The sequence below is a fragment of the Pedobacter endophyticus genome, assembly GCF_015679185.1.
In the GTDB taxonomy this organism is placed as follows: domain Bacteria; phylum Bacteroidota; class Bacteroidia; order Sphingobacteriales; family Sphingobacteriaceae; genus Pedobacter; species Pedobacter endophyticus.
In genome coordinates this window covers 5,212,841-5,226,573 of record NZ_CP064939.1, presented here as the reverse complement: position 1 = coordinate 5,226,573, position 13,733 = coordinate 5,212,841, and the positions used below count along the sequence as shown (strand labels likewise).

17 protein-coding genes are annotated in these 13,733 nt (G+C 43.0%); 10 read left to right on the top strand and 7 right to left on the bottom strand.

Translation table 11 applies throughout. The features are described 5' to 3' along the window. The first annotated feature begins 6 nt into the window (after positions 1-6). Positions 7-2,136 carry a xanthine dehydrogenase family protein molybdopterin-binding subunit gene (locus IZT61_RS21320; RefSeq protein ID WP_196099012.1) on the top strand — a complete coding sequence of 710 codons (2,130 nt, stop codon included), beginning with the start codon at positions 7-9 and terminating at the stop codon, positions 2,134-2,136. Positions 2,137-2,213: 77 nt separating this feature from the next. Here IZT61_RS21320 and IZT61_RS21315 read toward each other — a convergent pair whose 3' ends face one another. Beyond that, the gene (locus tag IZT61_RS21315; RefSeq protein ID WP_196099011.1) at positions 2,214-2,642 is read right to left on the bottom strand and encodes an EamA family transporter; all 429 of its coding nucleotides are present in this window, start codon (positions 2,640-2,642) and stop codon (positions 2,214-2,216) included. 234 nt (positions 2,643-2,876) lie between these two features. Between IZT61_RS21315 and IZT61_RS21310 the strand changes: the two genes are divergently transcribed. From IZT61_RS21310 to IZT61_RS21275, 8 genes are all read left to right on the top strand, one after another. Beyond that, complete coding sequence (locus IZT61_RS21310) at positions 2,877-3,461, top strand: DUF2490 domain-containing protein (RefSeq protein WP_196099010.1); 585 nt, start codon at positions 2,877-2,879, stop codon at positions 3,459-3,461. A gap of 183 nt (positions 3,462-3,644) precedes the next feature. Further along, a complete protein-coding gene (locus IZT61_RS21305; protein ID WP_196099009.1) occupies positions 3,645-4,778 on the top strand; it encodes an NAD(P)/FAD-dependent oxidoreductase in 1,134 nt (377 codons plus the stop codon). Next, on the top strand, positions 4,779-5,489 hold the full coding sequence (locus IZT61_RS21300) for a methyltransferase domain-containing protein (protein ID WP_196099008.1): 711 nt from the start codon (positions 4,779-4,781) through the stop codon (positions 5,487-5,489). After that, positions 5,486-6,538, top strand: a complete 1,053-nt coding sequence (locus IZT61_RS21295) for a type III polyketide synthase (RefSeq protein ID WP_196099007.1) — start codon at positions 5,486-5,488, stop codon at positions 6,536-6,538. Before IZT61_RS21300 ends, IZT61_RS21295 begins: the two co-directional genes overlap by 4 nt. A 1-nt stretch (position 6,539) precedes the next feature. Beyond that, positions 6,540-6,986: a 3-hydroxyacyl-ACP dehydratase FabZ family protein gene (locus tag IZT61_RS21290; RefSeq protein WP_196099006.1), complete on the top strand. Its 447-nt coding sequence runs from the start codon at positions 6,540-6,542 to the stop codon at positions 6,984-6,986. Further along, positions 6,979-8,259: a beta-ketoacyl-[acyl-carrier-protein] synthase family protein gene (locus IZT61_RS21285; protein WP_230383791.1), complete on the top strand. Its 1,281-nt coding sequence runs from the start codon at positions 6,979-6,981 to the stop codon at positions 8,257-8,259. The genes IZT61_RS21290 and IZT61_RS21285 overlap by 8 nt, the downstream gene beginning before the upstream one ends. Next, positions 8,252-8,515: an acyl carrier protein gene (locus IZT61_RS21280; RefSeq protein WP_196099005.1), complete on the top strand. Its 264-nt coding sequence runs from the start codon at positions 8,252-8,254 to the stop codon at positions 8,513-8,515. The genes IZT61_RS21285 and IZT61_RS21280 overlap by 8 nt, the downstream gene beginning before the upstream one ends. Next, positions 8,502-9,065, top strand: coding sequence for a 4'-phosphopantetheinyl transferase family protein (locus IZT61_RS21275; protein WP_196099004.1), 564 nt, complete (start codon positions 8,502-8,504; stop codon positions 9,063-9,065). The genes IZT61_RS21280 and IZT61_RS21275 overlap by 14 nt, the downstream gene beginning before the upstream one ends. On the opposite strand, the gene IZT61_RS21270 is transcribed toward IZT61_RS21275, so the two are convergent. Together IZT61_RS21270 and IZT61_RS21265 are read right to left on the bottom strand one after the other, a co-directional pair. Next, on the bottom strand, positions 9,055-10,071 hold the full coding sequence (locus IZT61_RS21270) for a WD40/YVTN/BNR-like repeat-containing protein (RefSeq protein WP_196099003.1): 1,017 nt from the start codon (positions 10,069-10,071) through the stop codon (positions 9,055-9,057). The two genes, IZT61_RS21275 and IZT61_RS21270, sit on opposite strands and share 11 nt — an antisense overlap. Before the next feature lie 5 nt (positions 10,072-10,076). Further along, complete coding sequence (locus IZT61_RS21265; RefSeq protein WP_196099002.1) at positions 10,077-10,508, bottom strand: DUF2147 domain-containing protein; 432 nt, start codon at positions 10,506-10,508, stop codon at positions 10,077-10,079. Between the two features lie 91 nt (positions 10,509-10,599). Between IZT61_RS21265 and IZT61_RS21260 the strand changes: the two genes are divergently transcribed. Then, positions 10,600-11,031 carry a hypothetical protein gene (locus tag IZT61_RS21260; protein ID WP_196099001.1) on the top strand — a complete coding sequence of 144 codons (432 nt, stop codon included), beginning with the start codon at positions 10,600-10,602 and terminating at the stop codon, positions 11,029-11,031. Positions 11,032-11,846: 815 nt separating this feature from the next. Here the strand turns inward: IZT61_RS21260 and IZT61_RS21255 are convergent. From IZT61_RS21255 to IZT61_RS21240, 4 genes are all read right to left on the bottom strand, one after another. Beyond that, positions 11,847-12,227 carry a DoxX family membrane protein gene (locus IZT61_RS21255; RefSeq protein ID WP_196099000.1) on the bottom strand — a complete coding sequence of 127 codons (381 nt, stop codon included), beginning with the start codon at positions 12,225-12,227 and terminating at the stop codon, positions 11,847-11,849. A gap of 74 nt (positions 12,228-12,301) precedes the next feature. After that, positions 12,302-12,730, bottom strand: coding sequence for a VOC family protein (locus tag IZT61_RS21250; RefSeq protein ID WP_196098999.1), 429 nt, complete (start codon positions 12,728-12,730; stop codon positions 12,302-12,304). Between the two features lie 91 nt (positions 12,731-12,821). After that, complete coding sequence (locus tag IZT61_RS21245) at positions 12,822-13,235, bottom strand: hypothetical protein (RefSeq protein WP_196098998.1); 414 nt, start codon at positions 13,233-13,235, stop codon at positions 12,822-12,824. Next, positions 13,232-13,732, bottom strand: coding sequence for a DinB family protein (locus tag IZT61_RS21240; protein ID WP_196098997.1), 501 nt, complete (start codon positions 13,730-13,732; stop codon positions 13,232-13,234). Before IZT61_RS21240 ends, IZT61_RS21245 begins: the two co-directional genes overlap by 4 nt. Between the last annotated feature and the right edge of the window lies 1 nt (position 13,733).

Genomic DNA, 13,733 nt, shown 5'->3' with positions numbered 1-13,733 from the left:
AAAACTATGGAAGATAGCAACAAAGCAATTGGCAAGGGAATCGACCGAATTGATGGGATCTTAAAAATAACTGGCAAGGCCGCTTACGCCACCGATTATCCGGCAACTAAAATGGCTTATGCCGTGCTGTTTAAAAGCACCATTGCCTCAGGAAAAATAGTAAAAATAGATGCCAGCAGTGCAGAAAAGGCACCGGGTGTTTTAAAGGTTATTACGCACGAAAATGCGCCTAAGTTAAACGAAAAAGGGGGTTTAAGGGGCGGCGCATTATTGCAGGGGCCAGAAATTAAATTTTATGGCCAGCATATTGGCATTGTCGTAGCCGAAACATTTGAGCAGGCTACGCTTGCGGCACACCTGATAAAAGTTGATTATCAGCAGAAAGCAAATGAGAAAACCGATTTCGAAAAGAATGCACAAACGCCTGAAATGCCCAAGGGTAAAGAGCTGCAAGATTTGGTGAGGGGTGCCGGGAAATCGGCCATTGAACTGGCCGAAGTAAAAATTGAAGAACAGTACGAAACACCAATCGAACACCATCATCCGATGGAGCCACACGCCACGGTTGCAGTGTGGGAAGGCGAAAATGTTACCCTTTACAATGGTTCGCAAATTATCAATGGTGCGCAAAACTCAGCAGCAGCTACATTAAATCTTAAGCCAGAGCAGGTACGGATTATCTCACCCTATATTGGCGGTGGCTTCGGCTCAAAGGGCGGGCAATGGGCTAATCTTGCGCTCGCCGCGGTGGCTGCTAAAATGGTTAACCGACCTGTAAAACTTGCGTTAACAAGGCAACAGATGTTTAATTCGGTAGGGCTTCGCCAACGAAATATTCAAAAACTGACGCTTGGCGCAACTAAAGAGGGAAAACTGACCACGCTTGCACATGAAATTATTTCGCATACCGCGATAGACGATGAGTACATAGAGCCCTGCGGCGATTGCTCTAAAATTATGTACGAGGTGCCAAACTCGTTAATCAGCTACCGTTCTGTTCCGTTAAATATGATCCTGCCAACCTACACCCGCGGTCCCGGAAAATCGACCGGGAGTTTTGCCCTTGAATCGGCAATGGATGAGCTGGCCTACAAACTCAACATGGACCCGATTGAATTAAGGATAAAAAACGAGCCTAAAAAAGATCCATCTAACGGAAAGCCCTGGAGTTCGAGAACTACGGTACAGTGTTTAAGGGAAGGCGCAAAAGCGTTTGGATGGGATAAAAGAAAATCGGAGCCTGGAACGAATAAAATTGGCGACGACCTTATTGGTTATGGTGTGGCTTGCGGAACTTACCCGGCACGCCAAAGAGATAGTTCTGCTATAATAAAAATGAACCGTAAAAATGGGCAAGTGTTTGCCACTGTTGAGCTTGCGGCATCCGATCTGGGCACTGGTACGCATACCATTTTAGCGCAAACTGCCGCCGATGGACTGGGTGTGCCTGTAGCGCAGATTACCGTTAAGATTGGCGATTCGAGCCTCCCTCCCGCTGCCGGTTCGGTAGGTTCGGTTGGTGCTTCTAGTTTTGCAAATGCAGTAAATGATGCCTGCAACAAAATTACCGATGAACTCATGGCGAAATCGGGCAAACAGTTTTTTGTTCGGCCAACCGCAAGCCAGCTAATGGTTTCGGAACAGATTAGTGCTTTCGAAACCCGATCAGACTCAAAAGCCCCAACTGAGGCCGAAAAATATTCTTGCCATAGTTTCAATGCAAATTTTGCTGAAGTGAGGATAAACAGCCTTACGGGAATGGTAAAAGTAACCCGATTTTTAGCGGTAACAGGTGCAGGGAAAATCCTAAACCCTAAAACAGCCAGATCACAAATCATCGGCGGAAATGTTTGGGGAATCGGCATGGCACTTACTGAAGAATCGGTTGTTGATGCCCGATTTGGAAACTTTGCAACCCGCTCTTTTGCCGATTACCATGTGCCGGCTAACCTGGATGTTGGCAAGTTAGATGCCATGTTTATTAATGAAATTGATTTAATACCAAACACGATGGGTGTAAAGGGAATTGGCGAAGTTGGAATTGTAGGCGTTGCAGCAGCAATTGCAAATGCGGTGTTTAACGCAACAGGAAAAAGAATCCGCTCGCTACCGATTACTCCGGATAAACTGCTTTAATATAGCGATAAACACGCTTCCTCGATTTTTGGGCACAATTTCAAAAAAGTGCCCAAAAACGAGGCTAATAGAAATATTTATTGGCTGGTATCAGACATAGCGATCAATACCGCCCCGACAACCATCACCGTTCCACCTACTACAATTTGCCAGGTCAATTTTTCTTTAAGGAAGATAATTGATAATACAATCGCGATAACGAGCGACATTCTTTCTATTGTTGCTACATAGGAAGCTGGTCCCATTGACAAGGCTTTGTAAGAAAAAAGGGTTGACAGCGAAGTAAATACGCCCGCCATCAAAAGAAAAATCCAGGCATTTTTTTCGATACCTTTCCACGAACTAAAATTTCCCTGAACGAGCACCACGCCCCACGTAATTAACAAAATGATAATGGCCTGAATAGCAAACGCCAAACTCGAATCGACGTTTTTTAGCCCAGCCTTGGTTAATACAATTACAAGTGCTGCCGATACAGCGGCCAAAACAGCCCATAAAATCCACATAAATTTCTTTTTTTTATACCTAACAACAGAACCGCCAAAAGGATTGTAACAAACGAAACATACATTATTGAAGTGGCGGTTTGGTAAAACCTTCGTTATTCATTTTATGTTGATAGGAATATGCAAACCTTAAGGCTTCTGTCACTTTTCATTTCCTTTTGCTGCCTCGTTTCAAGCGTAAATGGCCAGATTCCGTCAAAACAAGCCTGGTTATTTTGGAGTCATAGCCAAAAGTTGAATGAAAAGTTTGATATTCTTGCCGATGTACAGATTCGTTCGGACAATGATATCCGTTATGTTTCTACGCTTTTGGTACGTGGGGCACTGGCCTACAGTTTGAACGATAATAACTCAATTGCGTTGGGCTATGCGCACAAAAGCGATTGGACTGAAACAGGAAAAAGTTTTGAGCATGATATTGAACACCGGATTTATCAGCAATACCAGCTGGAACTGCAGGTAAAAAAAATGGAACTGGAGCTAAGGGGGCGTTTTGAACAGCGCTTTATCAAGGAATCGGATTTTGAGTTCTCTATGAGGGCGAGGGCATTTCTAGGCTTAACCTTTCCTATATGGGCGAATGAAGATTTTTCGTCGGGATGGTTTGGAGGCTTGCAGAACGAGATCTTTTTTAATGTATTTAAGAAAGAAAATGCCAACCACCATTTTTTTGATCAAAACCGCCCTTTTGTTTCTTTAGGATATCGTTTTAATAAAAAAATGGAGACCACCTTTGATTATGGCAAACTTGCAGACCAGCAGGAAATGAAACGGGGATTTACTGACGTTTTTAGGCTTACTTTAAATACCAGCTTTTAATTTTGAAGAAATTATTTACAATAAACACTTTTTTAAAGCGCAAATAGTTGATTTTTAGGCAAACTAAACTTGAGCTACACTAAAAAAATGCCTGGCAAATATCTTTTTGACTGGTAAAATAAAATTCAACACGACTGCAGATTATTGAACAATAACCCCAAAAAATTGTTACTGTGATTAAATATGCAGCTCGAAACAGAAATACTGATTATTGGTGGTGGCCTTGCCGGGCTTACCGCAGCGCTACATTTACAAAAAGCCAACCTCAAGGTAATCCTAATTGAGAAAAAGCCCTACCCCAACCATAAAGTTTGTGGCGAATATGTTTCGAACGAGGTTTTGCCGTACCTGAATTGGCTGGGCATTTCGTTTAGTTCGCTTAAACCAACGGCAATAGCCAATTTACAGCTCACCTCGGTTTCGGGCGGCAGCATGACGTCGAAGTTGCCGTTAGGGGGTTTCGGCTTAAGCAGATACGCCATGGATAACTTCCTTTACGAAGAACTTTTAAAAAGAAATGTGAACATTATTTACGATACCGTTAGCGATGTAAGCTTTACAAATGATGCTTTCAGTGTTGAAACCACCTCCGGAAAACGGTTTCGGGCCAAACAGGTAATTGGCGCTTTCGGAAAGCGATCGTCCGTTGATGCCAAGCTCGGTCGCGGTTTTATGCAGCAGAAGTCGCCTTACTTGGCAGTAAAGGCCCATTATCGTGGTAATTTTACATCGAATCTAGTCAGCTTACATAACTTCAGCGGCGGTTATTGTGGCGTTTCATTTGTTGAGAACCAAGATATTAACATTTGTTATCTTACAGATTACGAAAGCTTTAAACAACACAAAAACTTGATGAGCTTTCAACAGGATGTGCTTTATAAAAACAAGTTTTTGAAGCAGATTCTCGAAAATTCGGAAATGGTTTTTGAAGCGCCGTTAACAATTAGCCAAATTTCTTTTGAACCAAAAGAACCCTTTTCGAACCACATTTTAATGGTGGGCGATACGGCGGGAATGATTCATCCGCTTTGCGGAAACGGAATGGCCATGGCTATTCACAGTGCAAAAATCGCCTCAGAATTGATTGTGAATTTTTTGGGGAGCAAAAGCTGTTCGCGGGAGGAAATGGAGGTTCAATATGCAAAACATTGGAACAACACTTTTAAATCGCGACTGAGAACGGGCAGAATCTTATCGTCGGTACTTAAAAACACCACAATTCAATCAGCTGCAATGAACACGCTAACGACAATGCCGTTTTTGCTAAGCCAAATCATCAAAATGACACACGGAAAACCGATTACAATTCCCTCATAAATGCCGATAGATACGAGACACAGAAGTTCTGCCCCCGAAATAATGGACGATTTTAACATGGAAGGAGAAATCCTTACTGATGCTTTGGATAAAATTGCAGCCATTAATAAGCTCCTCGGCGGCAACAGCGTAACCTTAAATGGAATTAACGTGTTGTTGAGCGGCAGAGCGCCCGGAAAAGTTAGGATTACGGACGTGGGTTGCGGAAACGGGGCCATGTTGCGAATGCTTGCTGATTATGCCAAAAGAAAAAACCTCAATTTTGAGCTGAAAGGGATCGACGCTAATCAATGCACCATCGATCACGCAAAAAGCCTGTCATCAGCCTATCCAAATATCAGCTACCAATGCACGGATATTTTTGCCGAAAATGCAGAAGCATTAACTTGCGATGTGATGCTTTTTACGCTTACACTTCACCATTTTACCGATAGCGAAATTGTAAATCTGTTGAGCAGCCTTAAAAGCTCGGTTCGCATTGGCATTGTTGTAAACGATTTGGAAAGAAGTGCCCTCGCCTACCGTTTATTTACGGCATTGAGTTATGTATTTAAGCTCAACGATATGTCGCGTGAAGATGGATTGGTGTCTATATTACGTGGATTTAAGAGAAAAGATTTGGTTAAATACGAAAAAGAAATGAATATGGGCGCCGCTTACATCAGGTGGAAATGGGCTTTCAGATATTTATGGGTTATAAAAACACAATGAGCGTAAAAATAAAAACAGTAAGTAATGCCCTGCCGGCTTTTTCGAGAACAACGCCCGAGATTTTGCCTTTTTTAGACGTTTGGTTAACCGGGCAGGATGAGCGTTTTGTTAGAAAAGTGAAGAAAATATTTGAAGGTGCAGCGGTAGATCAGCGCTACTCGATAATGTCGCCCGAAGAAGTATTTAGCGATTTAAGTTTTGAAGAGCGCAACAACATTTACATTCGCGAAAGCATTGCACTTGGCAGCGAGTGTGTTACCACTGCACTGGAAAAAGCGGGTTGGAAACCCACCGATCTCGATTTTATTATCACCGTAAGCTGCACCGGAATTATGATTCCTTCTTTGGATGCTTACCTGATTAATAAGCTTGGCCTTCGGCATGATATTGTGCGCCTGCCTGTTACTGAAATGGGCTGCGCTGCAGGGGTATCGGGAATGATTTACGCCAACAACTTTTTAAAGGCGAACCCGGGTAAGCGGGCCGCCGTCGTAGCGGTTGAATCGCCAACGGCTACGTTTCAACTGAACGATTTTTCGATGGCAAACATTGTAAGCGCCGCAATTTTTGGCGATGGAGCGGCCTGTGTTTTGCTAAGTTCTGACGCCGACGATGATGGCCCCGAGATTTTAGCAGCAGAAATGTACCATTTTTACAATGCAGAGGAAATGATGGGGTTTAAGCTCACAAACACCGGCTTACAAATGGTGCTGGATGTGGAAGTACCAGAAACGATTGCTACGCATTTCCCGGAAATTATACATCCCTTTTTGGCAAAAAACGAATTGAAAATTGATGATATCGATCACCTGATCTTCCACCCGGGAGGAAAAAAAATAATTCAGGTTGTTGAAGAACTTTTTGGCGAACTGGGCAAAAATATCGATCAAACGAAAGAAGTATTAAGGCAATATGGCAACATGAGCAGCGCGACCGTGCTTTATGTACTGCAACGGTTTTTAAACAATGCGCCATCGCCGGGAGAAAAAGGTTTGATGCTGAGTTTTGGGCCGGGCTTTTCTGCGCAACGAATTCTTTTAAAGTGGTAACATGGAAAAGGCCGAAATTTTAAATAAACTTCCTTATGGTAAGGGTTTTCTGTTTGTTGATGACTTGTTGAGCATTGATGAAACGGGTGTTACAGGCAGTTACACTTATTCGGAAACATTACCATTTTACGAAAGCCATTTTACCGGCTTTCCGGTTACGCCGGCCGTAATACTTACAGAAACCATGGCTCAGATTGGTTTGGTGTGCTTAGGCATTTATCTGCTGAGGGATAGGGCGATGGACAACAATTTTTCGGTGGTAATGACTTCGAGCGCAATAGATTTTATAAAACCTGTTTTCCCGGGCGAAAAGGTAGTAGTTACCAGCGAGAAAGTTTACTTTAGATTTAATAAGTTAAGCTGTAAGGTAAAAATGGAAAATGCAAATGGCGAAACGGTTTGTAAGGGAAATATTTCGGGCATGTTAATAGTTAAATCGGATGATTGAAAACAGGGTTGTTATCACAGGATTGGGCGTTTGCGCACCAAATGGAACAACGGTTTCTGATTTTACCCATGCCATAAAACATGGCATTTCGGGCGTGCGGCATCAGCCTGAGCTAGAGCGCCTCGGCTTCTCTTGCAAAATTGCCGCAGCGCCGGAAATAGATGAAAACCGGGTGCAGCAATATTTTACGCCACTGGAAATGAAGAGCTTGGATAGCCCGGGGATTGTGTATGGGGTTATTGCTGGCCTCGACGCCTGGAAAGATGCAGGGCTGGAACCTGCGGATAGGAATGAACCGGATTGGGAAAGCGGAACGATATTCGGCACGGGAACCTCTGGAATTGACAAGTTTAGATGGGCTATAAACAGAATAGACGAGCTTCAGATTCGAAAGCTGGGCAGTACGGTAGTAGCGCAAACGATGGCCAGCGGAGTGAGCGCTTTTATTAGCGGCAAACTGGGGATGGGAAATTGGGTAACTACAAACTCATCGGCCTGCGCTACAGGCACCGAAAGCATTTTAATGGCCTTTGAACACATTAAATCGGGAAAGGCGAAACGGATGCTGGCAGGAAGCACAAGCGACAGCGGGCCATACATTTGGGGCGGTTTTGATGCGATGAAAGTATGTACGTTTAAGCATAATGGCCAACCGGAAAAGGGAAGCCGCCCAATGAGCGCCACGGCGAGCGGTTTTGTACCGGGCAGTGGTGCGGGTGCAATGGTTCTCGAATCGCTGGAAAGTGCAATAGCCCGGGGGGCAAAAATATATGCTGAAATTATTGGTGGCCACACCAATTCGGGCGGGCAACGGGGTTCGGGTACCATGACGGCGCCAAACCCGCAAGCGGTTCAACGCTGCATTGTTAAGGCTGTTGAAAGTGCTGGCATTGGGCCTGACGAAATTGAAGTGATTAACGGCCATTTAACTGCGACAGCAAAAGATGCGCTTGAAATTGAAAATTGGAAAGGGGCATTGGGCTGTTCGGCGGATCATTTTCCTTACATCAACTCGTTAAAGGGAATGGTTGGGCATTGCATCAGCGCCGCAGGAAGTATAGAATGCGTAGCTTCGGTTTTGCAGCTTCATGAGGGATTTATTTTCGGGAATGTAAATTGTGAGGATCTAAATCCTGAAATAAATGCGTTGATAGCAAAAAATCGCGTACCCGTAAAGCTGATTAACAAAAGGTTCAATGTATTGGCGAAAGCAAGTTTCGGTTTCGGTGATGTTAACGCATGTATCATTTTAAAACGATTTGAAAATGGATAAAGTAGAAATTATCGGTGCACTGAAAGAAATTATTTCGCCGTATACGGAGGAACATGCTGTTCTGGAAAATATAAACGACAACACCGATTTTATCGCGGATTTGAAGATAAACTCAGCCAACCTCGTCGATATTGTGTTGGATATAGAAGAAAAATTTGGCATTACGATAGACAACGATGCCATGGGGAAGATGTTGACAGTTAGCGCAACGATCGAAATTATAAATGAAAGATTAGCGGGCGATGTTGGGCAATGATGTAGTTGATTTGGCCCTCGCCAGGAACCAAAGCAATTGGAGGCGTCCAAATTATCTAACAAAAATCTTCTCGGCTAATGAACAAAAGCTGGTTTATGAAGCTGAAAACCCGGATGTGGTGGTATGGCTGTTGTGGAGCATGAAGGAGGCGGCGTATAAGGTTGTAAATCGTAAAACGGGCCAGCGGTTGTATAATCCACTGGCTTTTGCGTGTGCTTTTAATTTAGGTAAAAACCATTGCCACGGAACTGTGCGTTTTGGGGATGAATGTTTTGCAACTGAATCTTCAATCACTTCGGAGGCAGTTCATACGCTCTGCGTTCAAAAAGACATTTCGTTTAAAGATGTTCGGATTGTATTTGGTGCAAATCGCCCCGATTACCGGCAGGTTTTCAACGAAAACCATAACCATTTAAGGTTGGCGAAAAACGCCGACAGGTTACCCGAAATCTATGATTTGATCAGCAATGTACGTCACCCTGCTTCGGTAAGTCATCACGGACGTTACCTTTGGCTCGCTTACCCCTCGCAAATGGGAACTAATTTGTAATGAATTGATAAACTGATCCTTTTTCGCCCGCCAGCATTACGCTTTTGCCATTTTTTGCTTTCTGAACGGCGTTAAAGCTGTGATCGGAAATGTGTTTCCAGTGCTGTCCGCCATCGGTTGAAACATCCGTTCCGGAGGTTCCGGTAGCAACGAGCGTATTCGCATTGATGAAGCACACGCCCGAACGGTAGCCGAATACAGGTGTAGCGGGCTTTTGCCAGGTTCTGCCGCCATCGTTAGTTAGTAAGACATTGTTGGCGTTTTCTTTGTCTTTTACATAATTGCCGCCGACAACAATGCCGTTCTTGGCATTTAAAAAATCCATCGAAAAGGGCCCGGTTGTACTTTCGCCTTGCCAAATCGGGCATTTGAAGCGCTGCCAGTGCTTTCCATAATCGGCCGAATAATAAATGTTAGAAACCATTCCGCCGGTAGCGATCCAAACCCGTCCGCCGGGCAAGGTTTTGATAGTTGTTCCGCTTGCGGCAAAACCAGCTTCACCTTTGGCCATTGGCATGGTTAAGTTTGCTGAAATGTTTGCCCACGTTGCCCCTGCATCTTCGGTTTTCAACAACTGCATTTTGTCGTTTATCGGATCGCCAAAAATGATGGCTTTATTTTTATCCCAAAAACCCAATCCATCTAAAAAAATTGCCGAGTCGAGGTTTTTATAGTGTTCCGTCCATGTTTTGCCGCCATCTATTGTTTTCAAAATATAGGCGGGCGAGCCTGCATTAACCGCTACCGCCTGGTTTTCATCAAACGCCTCAATGTCCCTAAAATCGAGCTTTTCGTAGCCTTCGGGTTTCATCCATGTCCAGGTTTTGCCGCCATCAACGGTTTTGCCAACGGTTCCGTTGCTGCCGCTAACCCATGTAACGCGATCGGAAACTACAGATAAGCCCCGCAAGCTTGTTTTAACATTTTCGCTTAATGGCTTAAAGGTGTACGATTGCGCAGCGCAAAAAAAAGGTGCCATTAACAGGCACCAAATTAATTTTTTCATGTAAATTATTTAACTCGTCTAAAGGTTTCCGACCGGCCTAAAAGTGAAATACCAATGTAGCCTCTAATGTTTAGTATATCGTTGCCTTTTAATGTCATGTTGCAGCTATAGGTTTTGCCGCTTTTCGGGTCGTAAATGGTACCATCAGTCCATTTTCCATCTTCATAAACAAAATCCTTTAAGATTTCGAGATTTAACAACGGTCTTTTTTGAAGTCTTTCTTCTGGATTTTTCGCATCTAGTTTTGGTTTTCCATTTAAGTTTGGCTCTTTCATCCAAGCGAGCTTTCCGTAATATTTATCGCCTTTTTTATAAATCTCAATTTGCCCCTCTCCGGATGGATTTAGCCATTTACCTACAATAGCATCTTTGTTTTGTGCAAATACGGAAAATGAAGCCGCTACGAAGAGCAGCATTAAAATTGGAAACTTTCTCATGTTTTTATTTCTAGTTAGTTTTTAAAGGTACAAATTTGACTTTAATAACAAATGTTAAATAAAGCTAAAAAGCACGGAAAGGTATAAGGCATTGAAAATTGCAGGCACTAGGTTATTAAATGCAAGTGCCAGGTTATTAAATGAAAGTGCCAGGTTATTAAATGCAAGTGCCAGGTTATTAAATGCAGGTGCCAGGTTATTAAATGTAAGTGCCAGGTTATTAAATGCAGGTGCCAGGTTATTAAATGTAAGTGCCAGGTTATTAAATGTAGGTGCTAGGTTATTAAATGCAAGTGCCAGGTTATTAAATGTAAGTGCTAGGTTATTAAATGTAAGTGCTAGGTTTTTAAATGCAAGTGCCAGGTTATTAAATGTAAGTGCTAGGTTATTAAATGTAAGTACTAGGTTATTAAATGTAGGTGCTAGGTTATTAAATGAAAGTGCTAGGTTATTAAGTGCAGGTGCTAGGTTATTAAATGAAAGTGCCAGGTTATTAAATGCAGGTGCTAGGTTATTAACTTAAATGCCCTTGCCCGGATGGGCAGGGGCATTTAGGGCCATACAGTTTTAGGTTTTACTTACCAGTCAACCTTTATCTTCTCTATGGTTATTTAGCGCCTTTTAAAGACAGACCGCATTGCACAAAGGTTGACCATATAGGCATATAAGGCCATATAGTTTTAGGTTTTACTTACCAATCAACACTGCATAAGATCTGGTAGCTATCGGATTTATTCTTGCCGTCTTTCCCGCGCAGGCGGGAATCTTGATGCAAGTCTCAAAGTCTTAGCAGTAAGATCCCTCCCGAAGTTTCGGGAAGGATGACGACCGTTCATAGTTAGCGCCTTAGCTTAACTTAATAGCATTGCTGCCCGTCCGGTCAGGCGGGTATATGGTTGCTTCATATAACTCTAAACTGAAAAATTGCGTACCAAAATTGAACCACATAGGCACATAGGGTCACATAGTTTGAGGTTTTGCGAGCGATCGTTTCCAAATAAATTATTTAGGCCTCTTATTTTTACGGAAATGAACGTGCAGCGCATTTTGGCATCGTACGCTCCGTGCCAAAGGCACTCCCTTGGAGCTTTCCCTCCTGCCAATTAGAAAAAATCCGATAGCTATCGGATTGGCATCCGTTCCAATCCCCTGCCTGCCGCAGACAGGGGCAATGCTATTAATTTAAGGATAAAACGAAAAAATATTGTCATCCTGAGCATTTCGACTGGAGTTTATCTTGAGCGTAGACGAAAGGCTCAATACAAGCTGAAGTCGAAAGCCTCAGATCCGATAGCTATCGGATGACAGCTGATGGGTATCTGGTTAATTTTACGCTTGCTATTTCGCAATTATTGGCAAATACTTATGGCGATAAGCATAAAATAAGAACAAGTTGATGAGCAACATTGCACCCACCATGGGCAATTGCTCTGGCCCCAAAAAAGCGTGGTACAAAAATATGTTTAACGTTACCGGAAAAATAAGAATTGCCGCCAACGGCGCTGTTCTTCCAATTAACAATAAAATACCCGAAACCAGTTCTGTGCCCTTAATTAGCGTCATCAAATATTTCGATGCCATAACGCCAGCCATAAACGTGGTTTGATCGGCAGACATTTTGGGCATCTCGCCCACTTTTATGTTAAAAAAATAGGTGATGGCCCCGAAAAGGAACATCACACCCAGTAAAACTCTGGCAATAATTACCGCAATTTTCATATCGTTTGGTTTTAGTTTATTTTAAAAATAGAAAAAAGTACACACTTTCCATTGTTTTCATTCATTCGTTCTTTCTATTTATCTGTTTTATCGTAATCGTGATTCACCATCCACTGGATGCCATATTTGTCGGTAGCCATACCAAACAGCGCACCCCAAAAAGCTTTTTCGAGGGGCATTGTTACTGTTCCGCCAGCAGATAAACCTTCGAATAAGGCTTTGGCCTCTTCCTCGCTCGCAGCATCAACAGATATTGAGATACCCGTACCAAGGGTTGCGGCGGGCATGGGTTGCGTAACGTCGGTACCCATAAGTATGTTTGGCCCCACGGGAAGTGCAATGTGCATAATTTTCTCTTTATCGGTCGACGGCATTCCGTCGCAGCCCGGTGTGTCGCCAAAGCGTTGAACAACTAAAAATTCGCCGCCAAAAACTGATTTGTAAAAGTTGAACGCCTCTTCGGTGTTACCATTGAAGTTTAAATAAGTGTTTAATGTTGCCATTTCTTTAATTTTTAATTTAAAATTGGTTATTATTTATTCGATTAATACAATTAATTATTTAAGCGCTGTTACACTATTGATGATGGGTAATTTATGTGCCTTGCTTTGTAAGTTTGATATTCATCGACGAGCACCAGCTGCCTCGGGTGAACTGTTCCCAAACGCCATCTATACTTCCTTTTTTGAAATGCCCCTGAAACCTTTCCCGCTCGGAAAAAATAAGAATAATATCGTCGATAATTTTTAGGGTCGAAACGGCGATGTTGCCATGATTATCGAAGGATTGCGACCTAAACACATCTTCCAAATCATCATAATAGATAATCTCGAGCAGTTTAATTTCATCTTTACCGATGGTAACATCCACTTTATGTGTCAGAAACGAACCGCCTGGCAACCATTCGTAGGTATCAGTTCCGCTGATGATATGGCCATCTACTGTTTTGCCTTCAGTTGTCCAAACCCCGGTATAGGGCGCTAAAAGCTTCAGTTTCTCACTCTTCATACTAAATTGCTGTAAATGTTTTCCAACTGCCTGGTATGCCTTTGGGTATGGTAAAGTACAAAGTACATGGCTTCCATACGGGTTAAATAGCCCATTCCAGGAAGCTCGAACGAATTGCAGGTTTTGGTTAAATCGAGTGTTTGGATGGCTTTGCCCAGCTCGGCCCTGATGCGCCGGAGTTCGTTAAGTTGCAGCAGCTTATCGTAATCCTTTTTCTCGGGGCAAATAAATTCCGGCGAATCGAACTTGACACCAAAATTTAAAAAGATATCTCTGATTTCCGAAATTTTCATATCGGCGGGCCTGCTCGTTTCGGTTGCCGATCCGTTTACGACTTCTACAAAACCTCCATTCGACAAAATAAGGTGTTGCACAAGCTCACCGGCTGTCCAACTTCCCTCGAAAGGTATTTTATTGATGTCGGTGGGATCAACTTTGGTTAACAAGTTTTCGAGTGCCAGCAACGATTGGCCCATTTCGCGATTTATTTTTTCCATA